The sequence below is a fragment of the Rhodobacter sp. Har01 genome (assembly GCF_020564565.1).
Classification (GTDB): Bacteria; Pseudomonadota; Alphaproteobacteria; order Rhodobacterales; family Rhodobacteraceae; genus Pseudogemmobacter.
Genome location: NZ_JAJCTD010000001.1, coordinates 602,342 through 627,845 on the forward strand (window position 1 = coordinate 602,342; position 25,504 = coordinate 627,845).

The 25,504-nt window shown below is 69.5% G+C and carries 21 protein-coding genes; 16 read left to right on the forward strand and 5 right to left on the reverse strand.

Features of this window, described 5'->3' with window-relative positions; genetic code table 11:
• Positions 1-82: 82 nt before the first annotated feature.
• Positions 83-724 (forward strand): TetR/AcrR family transcriptional regulator, encoded by a 642-nt coding sequence (locus tag LHP98_RS02925; RefSeq protein WP_319638907.1) that lies wholly within the window; start codon positions 83-85, stop codon positions 722-724.
• Here LHP98_RS02925 and LHP98_RS02930 read toward each other — a convergent pair.
• Positions 696-1,112: a MarR family winged helix-turn-helix transcriptional regulator gene (locus LHP98_RS02930; protein ID WP_227250986.1), complete on the reverse strand. Its 417-nt coding sequence runs from the start codon at positions 1,110-1,112 to the stop codon at positions 696-698. The two genes, LHP98_RS02925 and LHP98_RS02930, sit on opposite strands and share 29 nt — an antisense overlap.
• Positions 1,113-1,220: 108 nt before the next feature.
• Between LHP98_RS02930 and LHP98_RS02935 the strand changes: the two genes are divergently transcribed.
• The 13 genes from LHP98_RS02935 (at position 1,221) to LHP98_RS02995 (ending at position 17,449) form a co-directional block, all read left to right on the forward strand.
• Positions 1,221-2,036 carry an FAD binding domain-containing protein gene (locus tag LHP98_RS02935; protein WP_227250987.1) on the forward strand — a complete coding sequence of 272 codons (816 nt, stop codon included), beginning with the start codon at positions 1,221-1,223 and terminating at the stop codon, positions 2,034-2,036.
• On the forward strand, positions 2,033-4,714 hold the full coding sequence (locus LHP98_RS02940) for a molybdopterin-dependent oxidoreductase (RefSeq protein WP_227250988.1): 2,682 nt from the start codon (positions 2,033-2,035) through the stop codon (positions 4,712-4,714). The genes LHP98_RS02935 and LHP98_RS02940 overlap by 4 nt, the downstream gene beginning before the upstream one ends.
• Before the next feature lie 86 nt (positions 4,715-4,800).
• The gene (locus tag LHP98_RS02945) at positions 4,801-6,252 is read left to right on the forward strand and encodes a 6-hydroxynicotinate reductase (protein WP_227250989.1); all 1,452 of its coding nucleotides are present in this window, start codon (positions 4,801-4,803) and stop codon (positions 6,250-6,252) included.
• A 43-nt stretch (positions 6,253-6,295) separates the two neighbouring features.
• A complete protein-coding gene (locus LHP98_RS02950) occupies positions 6,296-7,135 on the forward strand; it encodes a UPF0280 family protein (protein ID WP_227250990.1) in 840 nt (279 codons plus the stop codon).
• On the forward strand, positions 7,128-7,709 hold the full coding sequence (locus tag LHP98_RS02955) for an amino acid synthesis family protein (protein WP_227250991.1): 582 nt from the start codon (positions 7,128-7,130) through the stop codon (positions 7,707-7,709). The genes LHP98_RS02950 and LHP98_RS02955 overlap by 8 nt, the downstream gene beginning before the upstream one ends.
• Complete coding sequence (locus LHP98_RS02960) at positions 7,706-9,067, forward strand: hypothetical protein (protein ID WP_227250992.1); 1,362 nt, start codon at positions 7,706-7,708, stop codon at positions 9,065-9,067. Before LHP98_RS02955 ends, LHP98_RS02960 begins: the two co-directional genes overlap by 4 nt.
• Positions 9,068-9,157: 90 nt before the next feature.
• Complete coding sequence (locus tag LHP98_RS02965; RefSeq protein ID WP_227250993.1) at positions 9,158-10,429, forward strand: ABC transporter substrate-binding protein; 1,272 nt, start codon at positions 9,158-9,160, stop codon at positions 10,427-10,429.
• Between the two features lie 57 nt (positions 10,430-10,486).
• Entirely contained in the window at positions 10,487-11,365 is an 879-nt protein-coding gene (locus LHP98_RS02970) for a branched-chain amino acid ABC transporter permease (protein ID WP_227250994.1), read from the forward strand.
• Positions 11,362-12,291: a branched-chain amino acid ABC transporter permease gene (locus LHP98_RS02975; RefSeq protein ID WP_227250995.1), complete on the forward strand. Its 930-nt coding sequence runs from the start codon at positions 11,362-11,364 to the stop codon at positions 12,289-12,291. The genes LHP98_RS02970 and LHP98_RS02975 overlap by 4 nt, the downstream gene beginning before the upstream one ends.
• Entirely contained in the window at positions 12,288-12,995 is a 708-nt protein-coding gene (locus tag LHP98_RS02980) for an ABC transporter ATP-binding protein (protein ID WP_227250996.1), read from the forward strand. The genes LHP98_RS02975 and LHP98_RS02980 overlap by 4 nt, the downstream gene beginning before the upstream one ends.
• Positions 12,988-13,683, forward strand: a complete 696-nt coding sequence (locus LHP98_RS02985) for an ABC transporter ATP-binding protein (RefSeq protein WP_227251543.1) — start codon at positions 12,988-12,990, stop codon at positions 13,681-13,683. The genes LHP98_RS02980 and LHP98_RS02985 overlap by 8 nt, the downstream gene beginning before the upstream one ends.
• Positions 13,684-15,705: a hydantoinase/oxoprolinase family protein gene (locus LHP98_RS02990; protein WP_227250997.1), complete on the forward strand. Its 2,022-nt coding sequence runs from the start codon at positions 13,684-13,686 to the stop codon at positions 15,703-15,705. It begins immediately after the preceding gene.
• 64 nt (positions 15,706-15,769) lie between these two features.
• Positions 15,770-17,449, forward strand: a complete 1,680-nt coding sequence (locus tag LHP98_RS02995; RefSeq protein WP_227250998.1) for a hydantoinase B/oxoprolinase family protein — start codon at positions 15,770-15,772, stop codon at positions 17,447-17,449.
• A gap of 64 nt (positions 17,450-17,513) precedes the next feature.
• Here the strand turns inward: LHP98_RS02995 and LHP98_RS03000 are convergent, their stop codons facing one another.
• Genes LHP98_RS03000 through LHP98_RS03010 form a run of 3 tightly spaced genes read right to left on the reverse strand, consistent with a single transcriptional unit; the run spans position 17,514 to position 22,661 of the window.
• Positions 17,514-20,837 (reverse strand): efflux RND transporter permease subunit, encoded by a 3,324-nt coding sequence (locus LHP98_RS03000; protein ID WP_227250999.1) that lies wholly within the window; start codon positions 20,835-20,837, stop codon positions 17,514-17,516.
• A gap of 13 nt (positions 20,838-20,850) precedes the next feature.
• The gene (locus LHP98_RS03005; RefSeq protein ID WP_227251000.1) at positions 20,851-22,044 is read right to left on the reverse strand and encodes an efflux RND transporter periplasmic adaptor subunit; all 1,194 of its coding nucleotides are present in this window, start codon (positions 22,042-22,044) and stop codon (positions 20,851-20,853) included.
• Positions 22,045-22,049: 5 nt separating this feature from the next.
• The gene (locus tag LHP98_RS03010; RefSeq protein ID WP_227251001.1) at positions 22,050-22,661 is read right to left on the reverse strand and encodes a TetR/AcrR family transcriptional regulator; all 612 of its coding nucleotides are present in this window, start codon (positions 22,659-22,661) and stop codon (positions 22,050-22,052) included.
• 168 nt (positions 22,662-22,829) lie between these two features.
• On the opposite strand from LHP98_RS03010, the gene tgt reads away from it, so the two are divergent.
• Positions 22,830-23,960 (forward strand): tRNA guanosine(34) transglycosylase Tgt, encoded by a 1,131-nt coding sequence (tgt, locus tag LHP98_RS03015; RefSeq protein ID WP_227251544.1) that lies wholly within the window; start codon positions 22,830-22,832, stop codon positions 23,958-23,960.
• A gap of 11 nt (positions 23,961-23,971) precedes the next feature.
• Here tgt and LHP98_RS03020 read toward each other — a convergent pair whose 3' ends face one another.
• Positions 23,972-24,394: a hypothetical protein gene (locus LHP98_RS03020; RefSeq protein ID WP_227251002.1), complete on the reverse strand. Its 423-nt coding sequence runs from the start codon at positions 24,392-24,394 to the stop codon at positions 23,972-23,974.
• A gap of 378 nt (positions 24,395-24,772) precedes the next feature.
• Here LHP98_RS03020 and LHP98_RS03025 point away from each other — a divergent pair, with 378 nt between their 5' ends.
• Positions 24,773-25,375: a hypothetical protein gene (locus LHP98_RS03025; RefSeq protein ID WP_227251003.1), complete on the forward strand. Its 603-nt coding sequence runs from the start codon at positions 24,773-24,775 to the stop codon at positions 25,373-25,375.
• Positions 25,376-25,504 lie beyond the last annotated feature (129 nt).

The window sequence follows — 25,504 nt, forward strand, 5'->3', positions numbered from 1 at the left end:
GACAGGGGTGTCGATTTTCCTGCGCCCCCGGTTGCGGGCCGGGGTGGGGCGGCCTATCGTCAGGGCCATGATGGATACGGGCGTGGAACAGGCGGCGGAGCGGGGCTGGCGAGGGTCGGCCGAGTTGTGGCTGGAGGGCGCGCATGTGCTCTTGGTGGAAGGCGGGGTCGAGGCGGTCAAGATCGGCGCCCTGGCCGACCGGCTGGGCCTGTCGCGGACCAGTTTCTACTGGCATTTCGCCGACCGCGAGGCCTTGCTGGCGGCGCTGGTGCAGCGCTGGCGGGCCACCAACACCGCCGCCCTGGTGGCGCGGATCGAGGCCCCGGCGGCCACCGTCACCGAGGCCATCCTTGGCCTGTTCGACGCCTGGGTGGACCCTGGCCTGTTCGACAGCCGGGCCGAGTTCGCCATGCGCACCTGGGCGCTGACCGACCCTTCGGTGGCGCGCGCCCTTGCCGAGGAAGACGCCCACCGCATCGCCGCGCTGACCGCCTTGTTCCTGCGCCACGGCGTGCCGCCGGTGCAGGCCGATACCCGGGCGCGCACCGTCTATCTGACGCAGGTCGGCTATATCGCCCTGCGCTCGGACGAGGATTTCGAGACCCGGATGGCGCGCATTCCGGAATATGTGCTGGTGTTCACCGGGCTGGCGCCTTCCGCGGCCGAGGTTGCCGCCTTTCGGGCGCGGCATGCGGTCAGGTCAGCCGCGCCAGAAGATCGGTAAGCGTCTGCCGTTCCGCCTCGGTCAGCGGCGCAAGGGTGCTGTCGGAGACGCCCAGCGCGGTGTCGATGCGGGCGCGGAACAGCGCCTCGCCTTCGGCCGTGAGGGCCACGGTCAGGCGGCGGCGGTCGTCGGGGTCGGGCGCGGTGGCGACAAGGCCCTGGCGGGCCAACCGGTCGACCACGCCCTTGATGGTGGCCGCATCCATCGCGGTTTCGCGGCCCAGGTGGTTTTGCGACTGCGGCCCCAGCTCGGACAGCCGCGCCAGCACGGCGAACTGGGTCGTCGTGACCTCGGGGATGGCCTGGGCGAAGATCGCCAGATGGCGTTGGGTCACCCGCCGCAGCAGGTAGCCGATCTGTTCATCCAGGGCATAGGGCCGCGTGCTCATTCTGGCTTTGGGCATAGCGCGCGGGCGGCGGGGCTGGCAAGGCTGTTGACAGGACGGCGGCGGATCGGGAAACCTGTTGGTGTGCGAACAATCCTGCCCGAGGCGCCGATGGACTATCTTCGCCCTGCAAGCCTGAGCGAGGTGTTTCCGGCGCTGGCCGCGGGCGCGCGGGTGCTGGCGGGCGGGACGGATGTCTATCCCGGGCAAGGGGCGCGGATTGCCGGGCCGGTGGTGGACCTGACGGCGCTGCCGGGGTTCCGCGGCATCACGCGCGATGCCGGGGGCCTGCGCATCGGCGCCTGCACGCGCTGGACCGATCTGGCCGAGGCCGCGCTGCCCCCCGCCTGTGCCGCCCTGCAACAGGCGGCGCGGCAGGTCGGCGGGCGGCAGATCCAGAACGCGGGGACGCTGGGCGGCAACCTGTGCAACGCCTCACCCGCGGCGGACGGGGTGCCGCCGCTGTTGGCGCTGGAGGCCGAGGTCGAGCTGGTCTCGGTCACCGGCCCGCGCCGGGTGCCGTTGTCAGCGTTTCTCTTGGGCCCCCGCAAGGTGGACCTGCGGCCGGGTGAGGTGCTGGCGGCGGTCTGTGTGCCGCAGGCCGCGCTGGCCGGCGTATCAGCCTTCGAGAAACTGGGCGCGCGGGCCTATCTGGTGATTTCCATCGCCATGGCGGCGGTGCGGCTTGAGGTGGCCGGTGGGGCCATCACCCGGGCTGCCGTTTCGGTTGGCGCCTGCGGGCCGGTTGCCTTGCGGCTGGCGCCGGTCGAGGCGGCCTTGGTCGGCCCGGTGCAGGGGGCCGTGGATCGCGCCCGCGCCGCCGATTTCTCGGCACTGTCGCCGATTGACGATGTGCGCGCGACCGCCGCCTATCGCCGGTCGGCGGCTGTCGAACTGGTGGCCCGCGCCGTGGGGAGGTGCCTGTGATCCGCTTCCGCCTGAACGGCAAGGATGTCGGGGTCGATGCCCCGGGGGGCGAGCGGCTGTCCGAGGTCTTGCGCGAACGGCTGGGCGCGCGGGGCACCAAGGTCGGCTGCGATGCCGGCGACTGCGGGGCCTGCACGGTGCTGATGGACGGCCGGTCGGTCTGCGCCTGTCTGGTGCCGGTGGCCCAGGCCGACGGCGCCGAGATCGTGACGGTCGAGGGCGAGACGCCGGAACTGCTCCGCCTGAAGGACGCCTTCCTGCGCCATGGGGCGGCGCAATGCGGCATCTGCACGCCGGGCATGCTGATCGCCGGGGCGGAACTCTTGGTGCGCACCCCGCGGCCCAGCGAGGCCGAGGCGATGGAGGCCCTGGGCGGTGTGCTGTGCCGCTGCACCGGCTACCGCAAGATCCTGGCCGCGGTCTGCGATGCCACACCGGCAGGCGCGACCGAGGCCCCGCCGGCCGGGCAGGCGGTGGGCTGCGCCATTGCCCGGCTGGACGGTGCCGCCAAGGTGGCGGGCGATGTCTTCGGCGCCGACTTCGCCCCCGAAGGCGCGCTGATCGTCAAGGCGGTGCGCTCGCCGCACGCCCATGCCGAATTTGGCTTCGGCGACCTGGCCGCCTGGGCCGCCCGCCCCGGCGTGGCCGGCGTCTTCACCGCCGCCGACATCCCCGGCCGCAACGCCTTTTCCGTCATCCCGCCCTTCGCCGACCAGCCCGCCATCGCGGCCTCGCCCGCCCGCTTCCGCGGCGAATGCGTGGCGCTGGTGGCGTTCGAGCCGGGCGCGGAGGCCCGCCTCGACGGCTTCCCCGTCAGCTGGACCGAAATTCCCCCGCTGCTGACTCCCGCCGAGGCGGAAGCGGACGGCGCACCCCTCCTGCACCCCGACCGCGCCGCGAACCTGCTGATCGAAGGCCGGGTGCAGAAGGGCGACGCCGGCGCGGCGCTGGCGGCATCGGCCCATGTTGTCGAAGGCCGCTTCACCACCCAATACGTCGAACACGCCTATATCGAGCCCGAGGCCGGCGTGGCCTGGATGGACGGCGATACCCTCGTCATCCGCGCCTGCACCCAGGCCCCGGGGATGGACCGCGAAGACACCGCGCTGATCCTGGGCCTGCCGCTGGAGCGGGTGCGGATCATCCCGTCCGCCGTGGGGGGCGGCTTCGGCTCCAAGCTGGATATCAGCCTGCAACCGCTGATCGGGCTCGTGGCGCTGAAGACCGGCCGGCCGGCGCGGATGGTCTACAGCCGCGGCGAAAGCATGGCCTCGACGACCAAGCGCCACCCGGCCGAGATGACGGGCCGGATCGGCTGCGATGCGCAAGGGCGCATCACCGGCCTGGACTTCGAGGGCCGCTTCAACACCGGCGCCTATTCCAGCTGGGGCCCGACGGTGGCGAACCGGGTGCCCGTTCACGTCTCGGGCCCCTACCGCACCCCCCACATCACCGCCCGCGCCCGCGCCGTGCACACTCATGGTCCGGTCTCGGGCGCCTTCCGCGGCTTTGGCGTGCCGCAGGGGGCGCTGTGGCAGGAAACCCTGTACGACCGGCTGGCCGGACAGGCCGGCCTCGACCGGCTGGAGTTCCGCATCCTGAACGCCCTGCGCGATGGCGATGCCAGTGCCACGGGGCAGGTCCTGCAGGCCGTGGGCATCGGCCCCTGCCTTGAGGCGCTGCGTCCGCGCTGGCGCGAGGCCCTCGACTGGGCCGCGCAGGCCCCCGGTCGCGGCGTCGGCGTCGCCTCCTGCTGGTATGGCTGCGGCAACACCGCGCTGCCGAACCCCTCCACCATCCGCATCGGCCTCACAAGGGCCGGCGACATCGTCCTGCATCAGGGCGCCACCGATATCGGCCAGGGGTCCAACACGGTGATCGCCCAGATCGCCGCCGATGCCCTGGGCGTCCCGGTCCATGCCCTGCGCCTGCTGGGGGGCGATACCGCGATCACCCCGGATGCCGGCAAGACCAGCGCCAGCCGGCAGACCTATGTTTCCGGCAAGGCCGCGCAGAAGGCGGGCGGCTCCTTGCGCGCGGCGCTGCTGCGGCTGGCCAATGCGGGGCAGGGCGCGACGCTGACCCTTGCCCCCGGCAAGGTGACGGTCACCGAAGGCGCCACCCGGCGCGTGATCGACCTTGCCACCCTGCCGACCGACCCGCGCGGCTATGCCGTCTCGGCCGAGGAAACCTATGATCCGCCGACGACCAAGCTCGACGCCAACGGCCAGGGCACGCCTTACGCCGTCTACGGCTACGGCGCGCAACTGGTGGAACTGTCGGTCGATCCTGCGCTTGGCACCGTGACGCTGCACCGCATCACCGCCGCCCACGACGTCGGCCGCGCGATCAACCCGCAACTGGTGACCGGCCAGATCGAGGGCGGCATCGCCCAAGGCATCGGTCTTGCGCTGATGGAAGACTACCTTTCGGGCCGGACCGAGAACCTGCACGACTACCTGATCCCCACCACCGGCGACGTGCCCCCGATCGACAGCCTGATCCTGGAGATCCCCGATCCCGAAGGCCCCTTCGGCGCCAAGGGTCTGGGCGAACACGTCCTGATCCCCACCGCCCCGGCGATCCTGAACGCGATCCGCCACGCCACCGGCGCCAGCCTCACCCGCACCCCGGCGCTGCCGCACCGCATCCTCGCCGCGCTGGAGGGCCGGGAATGACCGCCCCTTTCATCTGTCCTCAAATATCCCACGGGGGTCCGGGGGTGTGAAACCCCCGGCCTCCGGCCCCACCCGGAGCCGCGCCCATGTCTGAAGCGCCCCTGCCTGAAGCGCCCGAAAAGATCCGCTGCGATGCCTGCCCGGTGATGTGCTACATTGCGCCCGGCCAGACCGGCGCCTGCGACCGCTACGCCAACGAGGCCGGCCGCATCACCCGCACCGATCCGGTGATCCTGCTCAGCCACGCACTGGAAGGTGGCGCCCGCATCGTCCCCTTTGCCGTCCGCGACTGGGACGGCGCGCCGGTGCCGGCCGACAGCTTTGTCACCGGCATTGGCTCGGGCACCACCTACCCGGACTACAAACCCGCGCCCTTCATCGTCTCCAGCCGGATCGACGGCGCCGACATGGTGACCGTGGTGACCGAGGCGATCTTTTCCTACTGCGGCGTCAAGGTGAAGATCGACACTGACCGCTTCCTTGGGCATGAGGGCGCCAAGGTGCGGGTGCAAGGCGAAGTCATCGGCCATGTCTGCACCGCCGAATACGGGTCGCAGATGCTGTCGCTTGGTGGCGTGCACCACCTGACCGGCGGCTCCAAGGCCGAAGGCCGCATCACCTGCGACGCCCTTCTGCGGCTGTGCAACGGCGAGGCGGTCGAGATGGTGGTCGACCACGGCTCCTCGGTCATCGTCCAGGCCGGCCAGCCGCCAATCGTCGACGGCGTGCCGGAGCGGCGGATGCGGGTCGGCTGCGGCTCGGCCACCATCGGCATGTTCGCGGTGCAATGGCAGGGCCTGGTCGACGAGGTGGTGGTGGTCGACGACCACATCACCGGCGTCGTCTCTGAGCATCAGGCCGGCAAGGTGCTGGGCTGGCCGCCCACCGGCATCCGCATCAAGGGCCACCGCAGCACGCCGGGGCGGTATTTCAAGGTCTCCGAGCCCGGGCTGGGCTGGGGCGGCACGAAGCTGACCGATCCGCTGGAAATCCTTGGCGAGTGGAACCCGAAGAAGGGCGCGCGGCCGGGGCTGACGCTGCTGATGGTCTCGACCACCGGCGAGGAGTTCGCCTATTACGTGCTGGACGAGGCGTTGCAGCCGCAAAGGCGCGATCTGCCCGACGCCCTGCGGACATCGGTCGAACTGATCGACGAGAACTGCGAGGCCTCGCTTTGCACGGTCCTCTTCATGGGCGGCGCGGGCGGCAGCCTGCGGGCCGGCGTGACGAGGAACCCGGTGCGGCTGACACGCTCGGTCCAGGGGCGGGTCACCCGGCTGACCAGCGGCGGGGCCGAGTGCTATGTCTGGCCGGGCGGCGGCATCACCTTCATGGTCGACGTGACGCGGCTGCCGAAGGGCGCCTTCGGCTATGTGCCGACGCCGGCGCTGGTGGCGCCCCTGGAGTTCACCCTGGCCCGCGCCGATTACATCGCGATGGGCGGCCATGAGGACAGCATCCGCACGGTCGACCAGACCCTGGCCGAGGGCGGCGAGTATCCGACGGCGGCAAGTGTGCAGCCCTGGCCCCGGCGGTGAACGCGATGCCTCCGGCGGGAGTATTTGGCAAAGGGCAATTGGCATGAGCGGGGCCTTGGCGGCGCTGTTACCGGAGGGGCGGCTGCATCTGCAGCACGGGCCGATCGACATTGTCGCGCAGGCCTTTGGCGAGGCGGCGGCGGTGCGGGCGGCCCATGCCCGGGCGGCGGGGCGGTTTGCTTCCATACTGGCGGAGCTGGTGGCGGAACTGCCGGCCTTGCGCAGGGTGGATTTGCCGCTGACCGGCAGCATCGCACGGCGCATGGCGGCGGCGGTGGCGCCGTTCCGGCCGGCCTTCATCACGCCGATGGCGGCGGTGGCCGGGGCGGTGGCCGAAGAGATCGTGGCGGCTCTGGCGGGGCCGGGGGTGACCCGGGCCTATGCCAACAACGGCGGCGACATCGCGCTGTGGCTGGCGCCGGGGCAGGAGTTGGTCTGTGCGCTGGCCGTGACCGGGGGTCTGGACCGCGTGCGGGTGCGGGCCGAGGGGCCGGTGCGGGGGATTGCCACCTCGGGTTGGCGGGGGCGCAGTTTGTCGCTGGGCATTGCCGATGCGGTGACGGTGGTGGCGCGGACGGCGGCGCTCGCCGATGCGGCGGCGACGACGGTGGCCAATGCGGTCGATCTGCCGGAGCATCCGGGGATCGTGCGGCGGCGGGCCTGCGAGGTGCAGGCCGACAGCGACCTTGGCGACCGGCTGGTGACGGTTTCGGTGCCGGTTCTTTCGGCACAGGACCGGGACCAGGCGCTGACGGCGGGCTTGCGGGCCGCCCGGGGCCTGGCCGCGCGCGGATTGATTGAAGGGGCGGCGCTTTTCCTGCAGGGTGAATGCAGGATGACCGGGGCGCTTGCGCTTGCCGAAGGGGAGAAGCTGGGTGTCTGACTTCAAGGTGCGCAAGATCGTTTGCCAGGTGGAAGAGGTGTTCCACGAGGGCGGGCCGGTGGCCGACCCGGCGCCGGTGAAGGGCGCGGTCTATGCAATCTGCGCCAATCCCTTCGCCGGGCGTTACGAGCCGGACCTGCAGCCGGCGATGGAGGCGCTGAAGCCCCTCGCCCTGATGCTGACCGACCGGCTGGTGGCGGCCCTGGGCGGGCGGGACGGCATCGACGCCTATGGCAAGGGTGCCATCGTCGGCGAGGCCGGCGAGCATGAGCATGGCGCGATCTGGCATGTCTCGGGCGGCTACGGCATGCGCGACCGGCTGGGCGAATGCCGGGCCATCGTGCCAAGCGCCATGAAGGTGGGCGGCATGGGCACCACGCTGGACATCCCGCTGGGCCATCTGAACGCGGCCTATGTGCGGTCGCGGTTCGACGTGATCACGGTGGCCTGCGAGGACGGGCCGCGGGCCAGCGAGGTGCTGTTCGCGCTGGCCATGGCGCGGGGCGGGCGGGTGCACAGCCGCATGGGCGGGCTTGAGATCGGCCAGGTCAAGGGGGAGGACGGTCTGAGATGACGGGCAGGGGCCTGACCCCGACGCTGCTTCTCTGCCTTTTCCCCGGCGCGGCCGCGGCCTGCGCCCTGCCGCCCTCGGTGATCCTGACGCTGCCGACCGGGCACTACATCACCGCCGCCGCGCTGACCGTGGCCTTGACGGCTGTCCTGGGGGCCGCGGCGCACCGGCTGCCCGCCTTGCAGCCACGGCTGGTGCTGAGCCGCCCGGTGCTGGTGCCGGAAAGCCTGTCGTCCTATCTGGGCTTCCTCGGCTTTCTGGGGCTGCTGTTCATCGGCTGGACCGGCAGCCGCGACCCGATGCACAACCTGATGACGCTGGTGTTCTGGACCGGGGTCTGGATCGCGGTGCCGCTGGGGTCGATGCTGCTGGGCAACCTCTGGCGGCCGATCAATCCCTGGACCGGGCCGGTGCGGATTGCACGGCAGCTTCTGGGCCGGACCGGGGGCATCGGCCTGTCGCGGCTGGGGCATCTGCCGGCGGTGGCCGGCTATGCCGGCTTCGCCTGGTTCCAGATGGTGTCGCTTTACCCCGACGATCCGGCCGTGCTGGCGACGCTGGCGGCCTGCTACTACGCGGCGATCTTCGCGCTGGCGGTGGCCGAGGGCGAGGACTGGCTGCAGCGGGGCGAGTTCCTGACCGTCCTTTTCGGCTACATCGCCCGGATCGCACCCATCTGGCTGACGGTCGACGGCGCCCGCGCCCGGCTGATGGCCGGTCCGCCGGGCGCGCAGGTGCTGGGGATGGCGCCGCTGTCGCGGTCCGAGGTGGCCTTCGTCTGCCTCGCCCTGTCGGCGCTGACCTTCGACGGGCTGCACGAGACCTTCTGGTGGGTGGCGCTGATCGGCGAGAACCCGTTGGAGCCGACCGGCCGCTCGGCCGTTGTCTGGGCGAACACGGCGGGGCTGTTCGGGGTCTGGGCGGTGACGCTGCTGGCGCTGCCGGGGGTGGTGCGGCTGGGCCGGGCGATCGGGGGCGGGGGCTTTGCGCTGGGGCCGGTGATGCTGTCCTTCCTGGCCATCGCTGCGGGCTATCATGCAGCACACTACCTGGTGATGCTGCTGACTGCCGGGCAATACACCCTGGCCGCGCTGAACGATCCGTTCTTCACCGGCGACAGCCTGCTGGGCCTGCCGCCGTTCTATGTCTCGTTCGGGTTCCTGACCGATCCGCAGGTGATGCCGCTGATCTACGGCACCCAGTTCCTGGCCATTCTGGGCGCGCATCTGTTGGCGGTCGTGCTGGCGCTGAAGCTGGCGGGGCAGGGCACCCGGGCACTGGCGCATCTGCCGATGACCGGGCTGATGGTGGGCTATACGGTTCTCGGTCTCTGGCTTCTGTCCACGGCCAGGGTCGGGTGAGATTTCCGTGGACAAGCCGTTTGCACGCATACAAACTTGACCGCGAGGCGACCCGGCCAAGAGGCGCCCGCCCAACAGAGGAGAGACGACATGACTTCGCTTCTGATGCCCACCCGCCGGGCGCTGCTGATGGGTGCGGGTGCGGGGCTTCTGGCCACGGCGCTGCCCGCGGTGGTCGGCGCCCAGGCCGCTCCGATCAAGATCGGCTTCCAGTTGCACCGGACCGGGATCGGCGCCAGCTATGGCCGCTGGTATGAGCGCACGGCGCAGGCAGCGCTGAAGCTGATCAACGACGGCGGCGGCATTGCCGGGCGCCCGGTCGAGATCCTGTTCGAGGATGACGCGACCGACCCCAAGCGCGGGGCGGAAGTGGTGGACAAGCTGACCCAGTCCGATGGCTGCGACCTGGTGATGGGGACGCTGTTCTCGCATGTGGTGATGGGCAGCGCGCCGCGGGCGGGGGAACTCAAGGTGCCCTACCTGGTCTGTTCCGAGGGTTACCATGTCGCCAGCGGCGCCTTGAACCGCTGGACGCTGCAGCCCGGCATCACCGATGTGCGGGCGCAGATTTCCACCATGGCGCCCTGGGTTTCCGCCAACCTGGGCAAGAAGGTGACGATGGTCTTCCCCGACTATGCCTTCGGCCACGACCACCGCGATTTCTTCACCAAGGCGATGGCGGAACAGGGCGGCGAGGTCATCGCCCAGATCGCCATTCCGCCGACCGAGACCAGCTTCACCCGCTATTTCCCGCAGATCCCGGCGGAAACAGAGGTGCTCTATCACGTCATGGTCGGCCCGGCCGTGCTGACCTTCGTCAAGGAACTGGGCGAGTTCTACGGCACCGGCGCCAAGCCCGCCCTTTTCGGCTTCGTCGACAGCCTTGAGGCAGTGGATACCGCCACGTCGGGGCTGGAATTCCTGGAAGGCTCGCATTTCTGGGAGGCGCATCCGCGGGTGAAACCGGCCGATGCCGGGGAGCACGAAGCGGCCTACCGCGCCGCGGTGGGGGTGGACGACATGGGCGCTTCGGTCAGCGACCCGGCCGACATCTCAACCTATTCGCACATGTTCAGCACCTGGGAGACGCTCTACTTCATCAAGCAGGCGATGGAGGCGGCGGGCTACACCGGGCCGGCCGACCGCCAGAAGCTGGTCGAGGCGATGGAGGCGATCACCGACCTGCCCTATGGGCTGGAACGGCCGCAGGGGGCCAAGCTCTTCAACGGCAAGACCCACCAGGTCTTCGGCGCGCAGTACATCTCGAAGGTCGAAGCCGGCAAGCTGGTGAAGGTGCACAGCACCACCATCGACGAAGGCCTCTACCCCGACGCCGTCGACTACACCGCGATGTCGTTCTGATCCCGCAGGGGTGGGGTGAAACCCCACCCCGACATCCCGCATCCCCGGACCCGCCCCATGGCCTTCGGACCGTTCCTGCTGCTTGCCCTGATGGAGGGCCTGGTGACCGCCGCCGTGCTGGCGCTGGCGGCCTCGGGGCTGGCGCTGGTGTTCGGCGTGATGCGGGTGGTGAACGTCGCGCATGGCGAGTTCTTCATGCTGGGCGCGGTGATCGCCTGGTTCGTGGCAAGCCTGATCCCCGGCCCGGCCTGGATGGCCTTTGCCGCTGCCCTGGTAGTGGCGCCGCTGGCGGTGGCGGCGCTGGCGGCGCTGGCCGATGCGCTGGTGCTGAAGCGGCTGAACTACGACCCCGAGGCGACCATCGTCGCCACCATCGGCCTTCTCTACATGCTGCAGCAGGCCGCGCTGACGGTCTACGGCCCCGACGCCCGCCCGGTTGCCGCGCCCTTCGATCTGCGCCTGCAACTGCCGTGGTTCGGCTATTCCGGCTACAAGCTTTTCGTCATCGCCGCCGCCGCGGTGGTCCTGGCCGGCATCTGGGCCCTGATGACCCACACCCGCGCCGGGCTGGTGATGCGCGCGACCCAGGTCGACCGCGATGTCGCCCGCGCCTTCGGCATCGACGTCGACCGCGTCTACATGGGCACCTTCGCCCTGGGCGCCGGGCTGGCCGCACTGGCGGGCGTGCTGATCGTTCCGATCACCCAGGCGCATTACCTGATGGGGGGCGACCCGCTGCTCCTGTCTTTCATCGTGGTCATCATCGGCGGCCTCGGCTCGTTGCGCGGCACACTGGTCGCGGCACTGGTGATCGGCCTGTCGGACGGGGTGATCTCGATGTTCTTCTCGCCCACGCTGGCGAAGATCCTGGCCACGCTGCTGGTGGCGCTGGTGCTGGTCTTCCGCCCGCAGGGCCTGTTCGGGACGCGCACATGAAGACCTGGGCCGCCCATCTGGCCGTCCTGGCGCTGCTTCTGGCCGCGGGCTTCCTGCTGTCGCCCTATCACATGACCAACCTGGCCCGCATCCTGGTGCTGGCCACCTTCGCCATGGGCTACAACCTGGCCTTCGGCTATACCGGCCTTCTCAGCCTGGGCCACGCGCTGTTCTTCGCCGCCGGAATGTACGCCGCCGGCCTGCCGATCTGGCACGCCGGCCTGGCCGCGCTGCCGGCCCTGGGCCTCGGCCTCGCCGGCGGCGCCTTCGCCGCCCTGGCCGTGGGGGTGCTTGCCCTGCGCACCGCCGGCGTCAGCTTCATGATCGTGACGCTGATGTTCGCGCAGGCCGGCTACCTGACGCTGCTCTACTTCAACGCCACCACGGGCGGGGACGAAGGCTTTGCCCTGCCGGCGACCGGCCGCCGGCTGTTCGGGGCCGACCTCTCGACCGATGTGCCGCGGTTTCTGGCGGCCTGGGCGATCTTTGCGGTGACCTTCCTTGCAACCCTTGCGCTGGTCCGGTCGCGCTTTGGCCGGGTGATGGTCGCCTTGCGCGAAAACGAGGACCGCGCGCGGATGCTGGGCATCAACCCCTTCACCACCAAGCTTGGCGTGCTGACGCTGTCCGGCGCCGCCTCGGGCCTGGCGGGGGCCGCCTATGCCATCCTCTTCGGCTATGCCGGCGCCAGCTTCGCCACCATCCAGTATTCCATCCTGCCGATGCTTTACGTTCTGCTCGGCGGCGCCGGCACCGTCGCCGGCCCGCTTCTCGGCGCGATCCTGATGTTCATGCTGATCGAGGCCGCGACCGAGGTCACCTCGGCCTGGATGTTCCTGGTGGGTGCGGCGCTGGTGATCCTGGTGCTGTTTGCGCCCAAGGGCATTCTCGGCGCGCTGCGGACCCGCCTGCGGGGCCTGCCATGAGCCTGCTCGACGCTCGAGGTCTGACCCGGCATTTCGGCGGCCTCAAGGCCGTGGACGGGGTGGACTTCGACCTGGCGGCAGGGGAAATCCACGCCCTGATTGGCCCGAACGGGGCGGGCAAGACCACCTTCGTCTCGCTCCTGTCTGGCCGCCTGCCGGTGCAGTCGGGCCGCATCACGCTGGCCGGCGAAGACATCACCGGCCTGCCGGCCCATGCCCGCGTCCGCAAGGGCATTGCCTATACCTTCCAGATCACCAGCGTGTTCCCCGGTCTGTCGGTCTTCGACAACGTCGCGCTGGCGGTGCAGGGCGGCCGCGGCTCGGCCCGCGACCTTTCCCGCGCCGTCGAGGCCGCGCTGTACCGTGTCGGCCTGGAAACCCTGCGGCGCGAGACCGCCGGAACCCTGTCCTACGGCCACCAGCGGCTGCTCGAGGTGGCCATGGGTCTGGCCCTGCAACCGCGCGTGCTGATCCTGGACGAGCCGACGCAAGGCCTGGCGGCGGGCGAGATCGGCGCCTTCAAGGCGCTGGTCCGGGGTCTGGTGCCCGAGGTCGCGGTGCTGCTGATCGAGCACAACATGGAAGTGGTGATGGACCTTGCCCAGCGCATCACCGTTCTGAACTTCGGCCGTGTGCTGGCCAGTGGCACGCCCGACGAGGTGCGCGCCAACCCTGCCGTGCAGGAGGCCTATCTTGGTGCTTGAGGTCCGGGCCCTGACCGCCGGCTACGGCCCGGTCACCGTGCTGCGCGGTGTCGATTTCGATGCCCGCGCCGGCGAGGTGACTTGCCTGATGGGCCGCAACGGTGCCGGCAAGACCACGCTTCTGAAGGCGATCATGGGGCTGGTCGAGACTGCCGAAGGGACCATACGCCTGTCTGGCATCGACCTGCACGACCTGCCCGCCCACCGCCGCCCCGGCCATGGTCTGGCCTGGGTGCCGCAGGGCCGCCGGCTGTTCGGCCCGCTGACGGTGGCGGAAAACCTTGAGGTCGGCGGCCTGCTGCACGGCCACCGCCGCGAGGTGCGCGAGCATGTCCTGACCCTCTTCCCCCGCCTGCGCGAGCGTCTGGCCCAGCCCGCAGCCACCCTGTCGGGCGGCGAGCAGCAGATGCTGGCCATCGGCCGCGCGCTGTGTCTGGAGCCGAAGGTGCTGCTCTTGGACGAGCCGACCGAGGGATTGCAGCCCAGCATGATCGCGCTGATCCGCGACGCCGTCTTGCGGCTCAAGGCGGAAGGGGTGGCCGTGGTGCTGGTGGAACAGCGGGTGGACGCGGTGCTGAAGATGGCGGACCGGGTGGCCTTCATGGCGCATGGCCGGGTGGAAGAAATGGTCGAGGCGCGCAAGCTGGAACACGGCGCGCGCCAGTTCCTGGACTATGTGGGGGTCTGAATGGCGGGGCTTGTGGCCGGAGTGGACGTCGGCGGCACCTTCACCGATCTGGTGATCTTCGATCCGGCCTCGGGCGGGGTGCGGCTGGCCAAGGTGCCCACCAGCCTGCCGAACCAGGCGCCGGGCGTGCTGGCGGCCTTCGAGGCCGCCGGAGCCGACCTGGCCGACCTTGACCTGATCGTGCACGGCACCACCACGACGACGAACGCGGTGCTTGAACGGCAGCTGGCGAAGACCGGGATCATCACCACGGCCGGTTTCCGCGACGTGCTGGAACTGGGCCGCCGCACCCGGCCGCAGGCCTATGGCATGTCGGGCCGCTTCGTCCCCATCATTCCGCGAAACCTGCGGCTGGAGGTGCCCGAGCGGATGGACGCCCGCGGCCGGGTGGTGACGCCGCTGGACGAGGCCGCGCTGCGGGCGGCCGTGGGGACACTGCGCGATGAGGGTTGCGAGGCGCTGGTGATCCACTTCCTGCACGCCTATGCCAACCCGGCGCATGAGCTGCGGGCCGGGGAAATCGCGGCGGGGCTTTGGCCGAACGGCTATATCACCCTCGGTCACGCCCTGCTGTCCGAGGCCCGCGAATACGAACGCGGGGTAACGGCGGCGGTGAATGCCTCGGTGCAGCCGATCCTGGAGCGCTACATCGCCCGGCTTGCCGGCGAGTTGAAGGCGCGCGGCTATACCCGCGACCTTCTGGTGATGAACGGCAACGGCGGCATGGTCTCGGCGGCGCATGTGGCGCGCGAGGCGGTCAAGACGGTGATGTCCGGTCCCGCCTCGGGCGTGATGGCGGCGGTGGCGACGGGGCGGCGGGCCGGCATGCCGAACCTGCTGACCTATGACATGGGTGGAACCTCGACCGATGTCGCCATGATCCGCGGCGGCGTGGCCCCGGTCTCGAACGAGATCGAGGTGGAATATGCCATGCCGATTCATGTCCCGATGGTGGATGTGCGCACCGTGGGCGCCGGGGGCGGCTCGATCGCCCGGGTGGACGAAAGCGGGATGCTGCGGGTGGGACCGGAAAGCGCGGGGTCCACGCCGGGACCGGTCTGCTATGGGCGGGGCGGCACGCGGGTGACGATTTCGGACGCCAACCTGGTCTTGGGCCGGCTGCCCGCCGCCCGCTTCGGTCAGGCGGCCGATGCGGCACGGGCGGCGATGGCGGAGCAGATCGGCAAGCCTCTTGGCCTGAGCGTCGAAGCCGCGGCTGAGGCCGTGGTGCGCATCGCCAACACCCATATGGCGGGAGCTGTGCGGATGGTGTCGATCAGCCTTGGCGCCGACCCGCGCGACTTCGCGCTGTTCGCCTTTGGCGGGGCAGGGCCGCTGCATGCCGTGGCGCTGGCGCGCGAGTTGTCGGTGCCGAAGGTGCTGGTCCCCGCCCGCCCCGGCATCACCAACGCGCTGGGATGCGTGGTGGCCGACCTGCGGCACGATTTCGTGCGCACGCTGAACCGTCCGCTCGATGCGCTGGACATGGCCGAGGCGCATGGCGTGCTGGCGGCGCAGGAGGCCGAGGGCCGCCGGCTGATCGCCGAGGAACGGATCGAGGTGCGCGACATCCGCGCCGAATACACCGCCGACATGCAGTTCGTCGGCCAGACGCATCTGCTTCGCGTCGCGCTGCCCTCGGCCACCCCGACCCGCGACCAGTTGCAGTGCCTGTTCGAGGCCGCCTACCACGCCCGCTTCAAGGTGGAGCTGCCGGAGATTCGCGCCAGCGTGATGAACCTGAACGTCAGCGTCACCGGCCGCCGCGCCGAACTGGACCTGTCGCGGCTGATCGACCCGGTGGGGCGGCGCGCGACGGCCGAACCGCAGGCGACGCGGCCGGTCTGGTTCGCCGGGGCCTGGGTGGAAACCCCGGTCTACTGGCGCGACCACCTGCCGCTGGCCCCGGACCTGACCGGCCCCGCGATCATCGAGCAGATGGACACCACCCTGGTCGTCGATCCCGGCTGCCGGGTGACCGGCGATGCCGACGGCAACCTGATCGTCGGGGTCGAGGCTTGAGACCGCGGCCGGGGGCCAGCCCCCGGACCCCCGGGATATTTGAGGACAGATGAAAGGGCTTTTCATGATCGATCCCGTCACCCTGGCCGTCATCCAGGCCGGCCTGCAGCAGGTCTGCGACGAGATGGACCTGACCTTTTCCCGCGCCGCCTTTTCCCCGGTGATCGCCGAGGCCGACGACCGCTCGGACGGCATCTATTCGGCCGAGGACGGCTCGCTCATCGCCCAGGGCTCCAAGGGCCTGCCGGTGTTCGTCGGCGTCATGCAGTTCTCGACCCGGACGCTGGTGCAGCGCATCCGCGACGGCATTACCGCCGCGCCGGAGCCGGGCGACATCTACATCGTCAACGACCCCTACCTGGGCGGCACTCACCTGATGGACGTGCGCTTTGCCATGCCGGTCTGGCGCGGGGGGCGGATCTGGTGCTGGCTGTCGAACACCGGGCACTGGCCGGATACCGGCGGCATGGTGCCGGGGGGGTTCTCGGCATCGGCGATCAGTGCCGAACAGGAGGGGCTGCGGCTGCCACCGGTCAAGCTGTTCAAGAAGGGGGTTCTGGACGCCGAGATCTGGGCGATCATCCAGTCGAACATCCGCGTGGCCGACCAGCGCATCGGCGACGTCAAGGCGCAGGCCAGCGCGCTGATGGTGGGGGCCGAGCGGCTGGCGCAGCTGATGGACCGCTACGGTGACGACACGGTGACCGAAGCGGTGGCGCGGATGCGCGATCTGGCCGCCCGGCAGATGCGGGCGATGATCGGGCTGATTCCCGAGGGCAGCTACCGGGCCGAGGCCTATGTGGATTCGGACGGGGTGGTGAACGAACCCCTGACCATCGCGCTGACCGTCACCCGAAAGGGCGATGCGCTGACCTTCGACTTCACCGGGTCTTCGGCGCCCTGCATGGGGCCGATGAACTCGGTCCGCGCGACCACGCTGTCGTCAGTCTACCTGGCGATGCGGCACATCTTTCCCGACGTACCGATTTCAGCGGGCGCATTCGAGCCGCTGCACGTGACCGGCATCGAGGGCACGTTCCTGGATGCGCATTACCCGCGCCCGGTCTCGGGCTGCGCGGCGGAAGTCAGCCAGCGCATCGCCGAGGCGGTCTTTGCCGCGCTGGTGCAGGCGATCCCCGACCGGGTGACGGCGGCCCCGGCGGGCACATCGGGCAACTTCGGCCTGGGCGGGACCGACCCGGAAACCGGGGCGGGCTATGTGATGTACCAGATTTCCGGCGGTGGCTACGGCGGCTTTGCCGGGGGCGATGGCATCGCCAACGGCTGTTCGACCATCGGCATCTCCAAGGCCCCCCCGGTCGAGATCATGGAGCAGAAGTATCCCGTTCTCTACCGCCGCTACGCCTTGCACGAAGGGTCAGGCGGGGCGGGGCAGTGGCGGGGCGGTTTCGGGCTGGATTACGAGATCGAACTCCTGCGCGGCACGGCGCGGGCGTCCTTTGTCATGGACCACGGCCGCAGCGGGCCGAAGGGGGCGCTTGGCGGGCAGGACGGGGCGGTGAACCGGGTGGAGATCCACTACGGGGACCAGGTGACGATCCCCGAACACCTGTCCAAGGCGCAGGACATCGTGCTGGCCCCGGGCGACCGGGTGCGCGTGCGTACGCCGGGCGGCGGCGGCTACGGAGCCCCAGGCTCGCGCGACCCGAGGGCAGTGGCGGAAGATGTGGCGCTCGGGCGCTATACGGCAGAGCAAGCCGCTCTGCTGTGGCCGGGGCGCTGAAGCCGCAGCGGCCGGCCGCGGCCGGGAAGCGAGGATCTCCCGAAAACCGGCTTCATTCCGGCCTTCACTCTGCCACGTGCAAGGTCGTGCCTGGCCGGGGCGGAGCGCCAAGGCGGTCTTCCACGGCGCCCAGCCGCTGTTCCAGCTTCTCCATCTCGTCGCGGCCGCGGGCGATGCGGTCGGCCAGGATCTCGGGCGCGGGGGCGTCAGCCTCGGTCTCTTTCTGGCCGATGAACCGGCTGAAGACCAAGCCCAGCACCCGGCTTAGATCGTCCATCACCAGATAGAAGGCCGGCACGATGACCAGGCTGAGAACCGTCGAGACGATGATGCCGCCGATCACCGCGGTGGCCATCGGCGCGCGGAAGGCGCCACCTTCGCCCACGCCAAGGGCCGAGGGCAGCATTCCCGCCGACATCGCGATCGAGGTCATCACCACCGGCTGGGCCCGCTTGTGGCCGGCCTCGACCACCGCCTGATAGCGGTCGAAGCCGCGGCGCCGCATCTCGATGGCGAAGTCGATGATGAGGATCGCGTTCTTCGACACGATCCCCATCAGCATCAGAAGGCCGATCAGGACCGGCATCGACACCGCCGACCCGGTGGACAACAGCGCCGCCGCCACCCCGCCGATGGCCAGCGGCAGCGAGAACAGGATCGTGAAGGGTTGCAGGACTGATCCGAACAACAGGATCAGCACCGTCAGCATCAGCATCAGGCCCAGGATCATGGCCTTGCCGAAGCTGGCGAACAGCTCTTGCTGGATTTCCGCATCGCCGGATTCCTCCAGCCGCGCCGAGGCCGGCAGGTCCACCCGAGCGGCGATCTCCTTGAACCGGGCCGAGGCCTCGCCCAGAGCCACGCCCACCGGCAGGTTGGCGCCGATGGTGGCGCGACGTTCCTTGTTCAGCCGCTCGATGGTCGACGGGCCTTCGGCGATCCGGATGTCGGCCACCGCCGACAGCGGCACCTGCGCCCCGGTCGATGTATAGACCTTGAGACTGGCGATCCGCGTCAGATCCTCGCGCGAGGCGTCGGCCAGCCGCACCCGCACCGGGATCAGCCGGTTGTCGATCGAGATCTTGGGCAGGGCCGCATCGACGTCACCGATGGTGGCGACCCGGACCACCGCCGCGATGTCGGAGGTGGTGACGCCCAGCCGGGCGGCTTCCTCATTGCGCGGCGTGATCTGGATTTCCGGACGCGGCAGGGCACCTTCGCTGGCGACGTTGGCCAGCAGAGGATCGCCGCGCAGCGCCTCTTCCAGGGCCCGGACGGCGCCGTTCAGGTCCGCCTCGTTCGCCGCCAGCACGGAATAGGAAATGTCGCGCTCGCCGCGGTCGTTCAGCTTGACCACGCGCACGTCCGGCACCTCGGCCAGGCGGCGGAACACCTCTGCCTCGATCACGTTCTGCGGCACGGTGCGGCCGCTGTTCTCGACTTCGGGCACCAGCCCGCCGATCAGCGGAATCCGCTGCCCCAGCTGCGACAGTTTCAGCAGCAGCGAATGGTCGATCTTGACCAGCGTCACCGTGATCGCGGCGCGGCGGATGTCGCGGTCGCCCTTGGGCGAAGCGCCGCCCAGGACGAAGATGTTCTCGATCCAGTCAAGATCGGAGATCTTGGCCACCATGGCCTGGGTGGTGCGGTCGGTCTCGTCCAGCGTCGATCCGGGCGGCAGTTCGACCGAGATCGAGATCCGGCTCACGTCCTCGGGCGGCATGAAGGAGCCCGGCACCCGCATCATCGCCAGCACCGAGAAATAGACCAGGATCAAGGCGATCACCATGGTCAGGTAGTAGCGGCCGATCGCCACCTTTCGCGACACCTGCCACGCCCCGGTCGCCGCCCGGATCAACCGCAGATAGCCCTTCATGAACGGGCCGTCGCGGTGGCTGTGCTCGGTGCCGGCGTCCTTGGACCGCATCAGGTAGGCGGCCATCATCGGCGTGATCAGCCGCGCGACCAGCAGCGAGAAGGTGACCGAGATCGCCACCGTCAGGCCGAACTGCCGGAAATACTGGCCCGGGATGCCGGCCATGAAGCTGACCGGCACGAAGACCGCGATGATGGTGGAGCTGGTGGCGATGACGGCAAGGCCGATCTCGTCTGCGGCGTCCATTGCGGCGCGATAGGGTGACTTGCCCATGCGGATGTGCCGGGTGATGTTCTCGATCTCGACGATGGCGTCGTCGACCAGGATGCCGGTCGCCAGCGTCATGGCCAGGAAGCTGACGAGGTTCAGCGAAAACCCGATCAGGTCCATCACCCAGAAGGTCGGAATCGCCGACAGCGGCAGGGCAATGGCCGAGATCAGCGTGGCCCGCCCGTTGCGCAGGAAGGCCAGCACCACCAGAACTGCCAGAAGCGAGCCTTCCAGCAGGGTATGCAACGCGCTTTCGTAGTTGCCGTAGGTGTAGAAGACGGTCTCGTCCACCAGATTGAAGCCGACGCCCGGGTTCCTTTCGGAGATTTCCGCGATCGAGGCGTTGACCGTTTCGGCGACCGACACTTCCGAGGCGCCCTTGGCGCGGAACACTGCGAAGACCACCACCTGCTCGCCGTTCACCCGCGAAAACGACCGAAGTTCCTCGTAGGTGTCGACGATCTGGCCCAGATCGGCCAGCTTGACATGCCGCCCCGAAGGCAGCGCGACGGTGGTCTCGGCCAGCTTGTCCACGTCTTGCGCGTCGCCCAGAAGGCGGATCGCCTGCTCGCCCTCGCCCAACTCGGCGCGGCCGGCGCCGACGTTGGTGTTGGTGGCGCGCAACTGGCCCGAGACCGCCTGCGCGGTGATCCCGTAGCTGCCCAGCTTGACCGGGTCCAGAAGCACCTGCACCTCACGGTCGGCGCCACCGAAGCGGCTGATCCGGCCGATCCCGGGTTTGGACTGCAAGGCCCGGGTCACGGTGTCATCGACGAACCAGCTCAGTTCTTCGAAGGTCATCCCCGGGGCGGTCACGGCGAAGGTCATGATCGCCTGACCCTCGACGTCGATCTTCGTCACCTGCGGCGTGTCGGCATCGGCCGGCAGGTCGCCGACAATCTGGTCGATGGCGTCCTTGGTGTCCTGCACCGCCTCGTCGGTGGGCTTTTCCATCCGGAACTCGATCAGCGTCGTCGAAACGCCGTCCGAGACGTTCGAGACCACGTTCTTGACCCCGGTGATGCCCGAGACGGCATCCTCGACCTCTTTGGTGACCTGGGTTTCCAGTTCCGCAGGCGCAGCACCGGGCTGCGAGATGGTGACGCTGACCAGCGGGAAGTCGATGTTCGGGAAACGGGTGATCGGCAGGGCATTGAACGACTGCCAGCCCAGCACCAGAAGCATGAAGAACGCCAGCAGCGGCGCCACGGGGTTGCGGATGGCCCAGGCCGAGAAGTTCATCGCCTGCTTCTCCTCAGTTCGTCGCCGGCGCGGCGACCGGCGCGATTCGGTCGCCGTTGCGCACAAAGGAACCGGCCTTGGTAACGACCTTATCACCCGGCGCCAGGCCGGACAGGATTTCGACGAAGCCGCCGTCGCGGATGCCGGTCTGGACCACCACGCGCTCGACGATGCCGTCGGTCACCCGCATCACCGTGGCCGCCCCGTTTTCAGAGCCGACCGAGGTGACCGGCACGGCCAGGGCGTCATGCTCGGTGACCAGGATTTCGGCCTCGACGAACATGCCGGCGCGCAGCCCGGCAAAGGCATCCACGCTCAGCCGCGCCCGGCCCAGCCGCGTGGTGGCATCGATCGAGGGTTCCACCAGCCGCACCGTTCCGGTCAGGGGGCTGGCCAGGCCGACGGCGCGCAGCACGGCCTTCTGGCCCTGGGCGAGGCGCAGGATGTCGGTTTCGGCCACATCGACGCGCAGTTCCAGCGCGCCGTCCTTTTCCAGAACGAACATCGGGGTGCCCGCAGCGGTGGCGATGGCGCCGATGGTGGCATTGCGGTCGGTGATCCGGCCGGCATAGGGCGCCTTCACATCGGTCCGGGTCAACTGCAGTTCCACATTGGCCAGCTGCGCCTCGCTCAGCGACAATTGTGCCCGCGCCGCGGCCAGCGACTGCCGCGCCACCGAGACCCGCGCCGTTGCCGACACCGAAGCGGCATTGGCGGTGTCCAGCGCTGCCTGGCTGGCCGAGCCCTGTTCGCGCAGCTTGCGGGCGCGCTCGGCCACCCTTGCGGCCTCGGCCGAGGCGGATTCGGCGTCCAGAAGCTGTGCCTCGCCCTGGGCGATGGTGGCCTTCGCGGCCTCGACCGCGGCCACCGACTGGGCGCGCTGCAACTCCAGCGTGGAGCGCGACAGCCGGGCCAGCACCTGGCCCTCGGTCACCTCGTCGCCCACGTCGGCCAAGAGCGCCTCGATCGGCTGCCCTTCGATCAGCGGCTGCACCTGCACCTCTTCGATCGGCGCAATCAGCCCCGAGGCGATGATGCGGTCGGACAGTCTGCGCACCCCCGCGGTCGAGACGGTGATGGCCGGAAGGCTGGCCGCACCCGAGGCGGCAGCGGCGGGGTCTTCGGTGCTGGCCTCGGCCAGAGCTGGCAGCGGGGCGGCGGCGACCAGGGCAAGGACGGCAGCCAGGGCAAGGGGGCGAAGACGCATCGGGGTCAGCTTTCGGAACGGGCAATGATTTCGTCAAGGGTCGCGTCGATCCCGCGCAGGATCAGCGCATCCAGATCGGGCGAGCGGGCGGTCGGGTTGCGGGTGGCGGCGGCCTTGATCATCAGCACGATGTACTGGGCATGGGCGCCGAAACGCTGGCGGCAGACCTCGACGCCCTGTCCGGTTGCCCGGGCGAAGACGTCGAGAAGGTTTTCTGCCACCAGATCCTCCATCCCGCAGCAGATGCGCGCGATCTCGGCCTTGCGCTGCGCTGCGGCGCTGATCTCGGCCCAGAGCCGGCCGTCGTCAGGATGACACTGGTCGCGCACATGTTCGGCGATCTTTGCTCGCAGCACCGTCATCGGCTCACCGGCCTGGCGGATGGCGGCAAAGTCACGCTGGATCTCGTCCATGTCGAAGGCGACCATGGCCTCGACGATGGCATCCTTGGACGGGAAATAGCGGTAGAAGTTGCCCACGCTCATACCCGCCGCACGCGCCAGATCCTGCATCGAGGCGCCGTCAAATCCCTTGTCGGCAAAGACCGAGCGGATGCGGGCCAGGATTTCGACGCTGCGGGCATCAGCGCCATGGGGCAGGGCGGCAAGCAGGGTCATCGGGATGGGCCTGTTCCAGAAGGGCAGGAATGAACGTTCATTCAGTCGACTTAGCGGACCTGACCGAAAGGTCAAGGACATTCTAGCGCCGGTTGCGCCATGCCGGCCGCCGCTCTTGGCAAGCGCCGCATTTTCGCGCATCACCCGGCGGATCAGGCGGGGATGGACATGGCGGAACGGTTCGGCTTCACGGTCAAGGCGCGCGACGGCCGCGCCCGCAGCGGCGTGATCGACACGCCGCGCGGCAAGGTGCGCACGCCGGCCTTCATGCCGGTGGGCACCGCCGGCACGGTCAAGGCCATGCTGCCCGAAAGCGTGCGCGCAACCGGGGCCGACATCCTGTTGGGCAACACCTACCACCTGATGTTGCGCCCCGGCGCCGAGCGGATCGCCCGGTTGGGGGGCTTGCACCGTTTCATGAACTGGCACCGCCCGATCCTGACCGACAGCGGCGGCTTTCAGGTGATGAGCCTGTCGGACCTGCGCAAGCTGACCGAAGAGGGCGTCACCTTCCGCAGCCACGTCGATGGCTCGAAGCACTTTCTCTCGCCGGAAACCAGCATGGATATCCAGCGGTTGCTGGGCAGCGACATCGTGATGGCCTTCGATGAATGCCCCGCGCTGCCTGCCGACGAGGCCACCGTGGCAAGCTCCATGCGGCTGTCGATGCGATGGGCGCAACGCTCGCGCGATGCCTTCGGCGACCGGCCGGGCCATGCCCTGTTCGGCATCATGCAGGGCGGCGTCACCCGCGAATTGCGCGCCGAAAGCGCCGCGGCGCTGACCGCCATCGGCTTTGACGGCTATGCCATCGGCGGGCTGGCCGTAGGCGAGGGGCAGGAGGCGATGTTCGGCGTCCTTGACTACGCCCCGGGTTTCCTGCCCGAGGATCGCCCGCGCTACCTTATGGGCGTCGGCAAGCCTGACGATATCGTCGGCGCCGTGCAGCGCGGCATCGACATGATGGATTGCGTGCTGCCGTCACGGTCGGGCCGCACCGGCCAGGCCTGGACCCGGCGGGGGCAGGTGAACATCAAGAACGCCCGCCACGCCGACGACCCGCGCCCGCTGGACGAGGCCTGCACCTGCCCGGCCTGCCGCAGCTATTCCCGCGCCTACCTGCACCATGTCTTTCGGGCCGGCGAGATCGTCGCCTCGATGCTGCTGACCTGGCATAACCTGCACTACTACCAGGATCTGATGCAGGGCCTGCGCGACGCCATCGGCGGCGGGCGGCTTGCGGATTTCACGTCGGAATTCCACGCCGCACGGGCCGAAGGCGACATCCCGCCGCTGTGACGGCAGGCCGCTCAGGGTGCCACGGTTTCGCGCAGATAGACGACGTTGCCGCTGCCGTCCGACGAGGTGATCTCGGCCACATGCCGGCCCCGGTGTTCGCCCTTCTGCATCAACTCGATTTCGAACGAGGCCGACTTGCCCTGGAACCGTCCGCTCAGCCCGCCCGAGCAGGTCGAACGGAACTTCTGCAGCATCAGGCCGCGCTTGCGCTTCGGCGGACCGACATTGACGATGTCGCCAACGCTGCCCGCGCAGTAAAGCCCGATCAGCGACCGCATCTCCCCGGCGGCGTAGCCGTCCACGACGTAGAATCCCTCGACGTCGGGCCTGGCCCGCTTCAGGCTGAAGCCGAAGGCCTGCAACGGCTCGGCAAGGGCCGGGGTTGCGGCCAGCAGCAGGGCGGTGGGCAAGGCAAGGCGGGCGGTTCTGAACATCGGCGATCCCCGGTTGATTTCGCATTGCGGCCAATGGCGACCGCGCCCCGCCTGGCGGTGCCAGGGCAAATGCCCTTGCGCGACAGGACAGAGCGCGCCGGACGTGGCGACAGACCTTGGCCGGAGTAAGGCGGTGGCAGGGCGAGGCCGCCCGAATGGCGAGAAGGGTCGATCCGCCGCTGGCTTCCCCCGGGCCGAAAATCTGCACGATCTGACAGTCAATCTGTCCAGAAAAGTTTACATGCCCGATGTGCATGTTCGCACAGACATTGCCGTTGTGTCACCCTGACTTGCCTGCTCTTGGCCTTGTCGCACTTACCCGCTCGATTCCACCGCTTGAGTGTAAACTTCGGTAGAGCTGTCGTGCTGAGTCGTGCTATGCCTGATCCCGTTGGCGTCCGGCCCGCAGGACGCGCCGAAAGGACGTGCGCCATCGTCAAGTTCCTGCAGGTCTTCTACGTGCTTGACCGCACCCACCGGCTGCTTTGGGTCGGTGGCGACTGGGACGATTTCGCCGCCCAGAACGAAGGCGATCTTGCCCGCGCCTCGCGTGTGCTGAGCAGCCACCTGGAGGACCATCTGGTCGGGACCGAGACGCAGGACGTGATGCGCGGCGTGCTGGACGACGTGCTTGCGCTCAAGCGCAGCTTCCGCATCGAATACCGCTGTGACAGCCCGACCCTCAGGCGCGACATGCGGATGACCATCACCGCAATGCGCGCCGACCGTCTGCTTGTCACCCATGATCTGCTGGATGCGCGGTCGTTCCCGCCGATCGGCCCCGGCTGGACCTGGCTGCCGGGGGCATTTGACTGCAAGTGCAGCTTCTGCTGCGGACTGCGGCGAGCCGATGGCTGGGTCGATCCGTTCACCACCGGCAAACGCCATCCCGAACTGGTTGACTACGGCGTCTGCCCGGCGTGCCGCGCCATGATCGACCGCGAGCGCACCCGCATCCGCAAGGCCGGGCGGGTGAACTGAGCCCTTGGCCGGGCGACAACGGCGCGGCTCCGGGGGCATCATGGCCAATTGTGGATTTCCCGCCCTTGCGGGCGACCCGCCGATGAGGTCAAAATGGGTGTCTGACGGGTTCTTGAATCCCCTGCCAGC

What these genes read in the sequence shown, in the direction of transcription:
- LHP98_RS02930 (WP_227250986.1), bottom strand. Translation starts at nt 1,112, where the DNA reads ATGAGCACGCGGCCCTATGCCCTGGATGAACAGATCGGCTACCTGCTG.
- LHP98_RS02935 (WP_227250987.1), top strand. Translation starts at nt 1,221, where the DNA reads ATGGACTATCTTCGCCCTGCAAGCCTGAGCGAGGTGTTTCCGGCGCTG.
- LHP98_RS02945 (WP_227250989.1), top strand. Translation starts at nt 4,801, where the DNA reads ATGTCTGAAGCGCCCCTGCCTGAAGCGCCCGAAAAGATCCGCTGCGAT.
- LHP98_RS02950 (WP_227250990.1), top strand. Translation starts at nt 6,296, where the DNA reads ATGAGCGGGGCCTTGGCGGCGCTGTTACCGGAGGGGCGGCTGCATCTG.
- LHP98_RS02960 (WP_227250992.1), top strand. Translation starts at nt 7,706, where the DNA reads ATGACGGGCAGGGGCCTGACCCCGACGCTGCTTCTCTGCCTTTTCCCC.
- LHP98_RS02965 (WP_227250993.1), top strand. Translation starts at nt 9,158, where the DNA reads ATGACTTCGCTTCTGATGCCCACCCGCCGGGCGCTGCTGATGGGTGCG.
- LHP98_RS02970 (WP_227250994.1), top strand. Translation starts at nt 10,487, where the DNA reads ATGGCCTTCGGACCGTTCCTGCTGCTTGCCCTGATGGAGGGCCTGGTG.
- LHP98_RS02975 (WP_227250995.1), top strand. Translation starts at nt 11,362, where the DNA reads ATGAAGACCTGGGCCGCCCATCTGGCCGTCCTGGCGCTGCTTCTGGCC.
- LHP98_RS02980 (WP_227250996.1), top strand. Translation starts at nt 12,288, where the DNA reads ATGAGCCTGCTCGACGCTCGAGGTCTGACCCGGCATTTCGGCGGCCTC.
- LHP98_RS02990 (WP_227250997.1), top strand. Translation starts at nt 13,684, where the DNA reads ATGGCGGGGCTTGTGGCCGGAGTGGACGTCGGCGGCACCTTCACCGAT.
- LHP98_RS02995 (WP_227250998.1), top strand. Translation starts at nt 15,770, where the DNA reads ATGATCGATCCCGTCACCCTGGCCGTCATCCAGGCCGGCCTGCAGCAG.
- LHP98_RS03000 (WP_227250999.1), bottom strand. Translation starts at nt 20,837, where the DNA reads ATGAACTTCTCGGCCTGGGCCATCCGCAACCCCGTGGCGCCGCTGCTG.
- LHP98_RS03005 (WP_227251000.1), bottom strand. Translation starts at nt 22,044, where the DNA reads ATGCGTCTTCGCCCCCTTGCCCTGGCTGCCGTCCTTGCCCTGGTCGCC.
- LHP98_RS03010 (WP_227251001.1), bottom strand. Translation starts at nt 22,661, where the DNA reads ATGACCCTGCTTGCCGCCCTGCCCCATGGCGCTGATGCCCGCAGCGTC.
- tgt (WP_227251544.1), top strand. Translation starts at nt 22,830, where the DNA reads ATGGCGGAACGGTTCGGCTTCACGGTCAAGGCGCGCGACGGCCGCGCC.
- LHP98_RS03020 (WP_227251002.1), bottom strand. Translation starts at nt 24,394, where the DNA reads ATGTTCAGAACCGCCCGCCTTGCCTTGCCCACCGCCCTGCTGCTGGCC.
- LHP98_RS03025 (WP_227251003.1), top strand. Translation starts at nt 24,773, where the DNA reads ATGCCTGATCCCGTTGGCGTCCGGCCCGCAGGACGCGCCGAAAGGACG.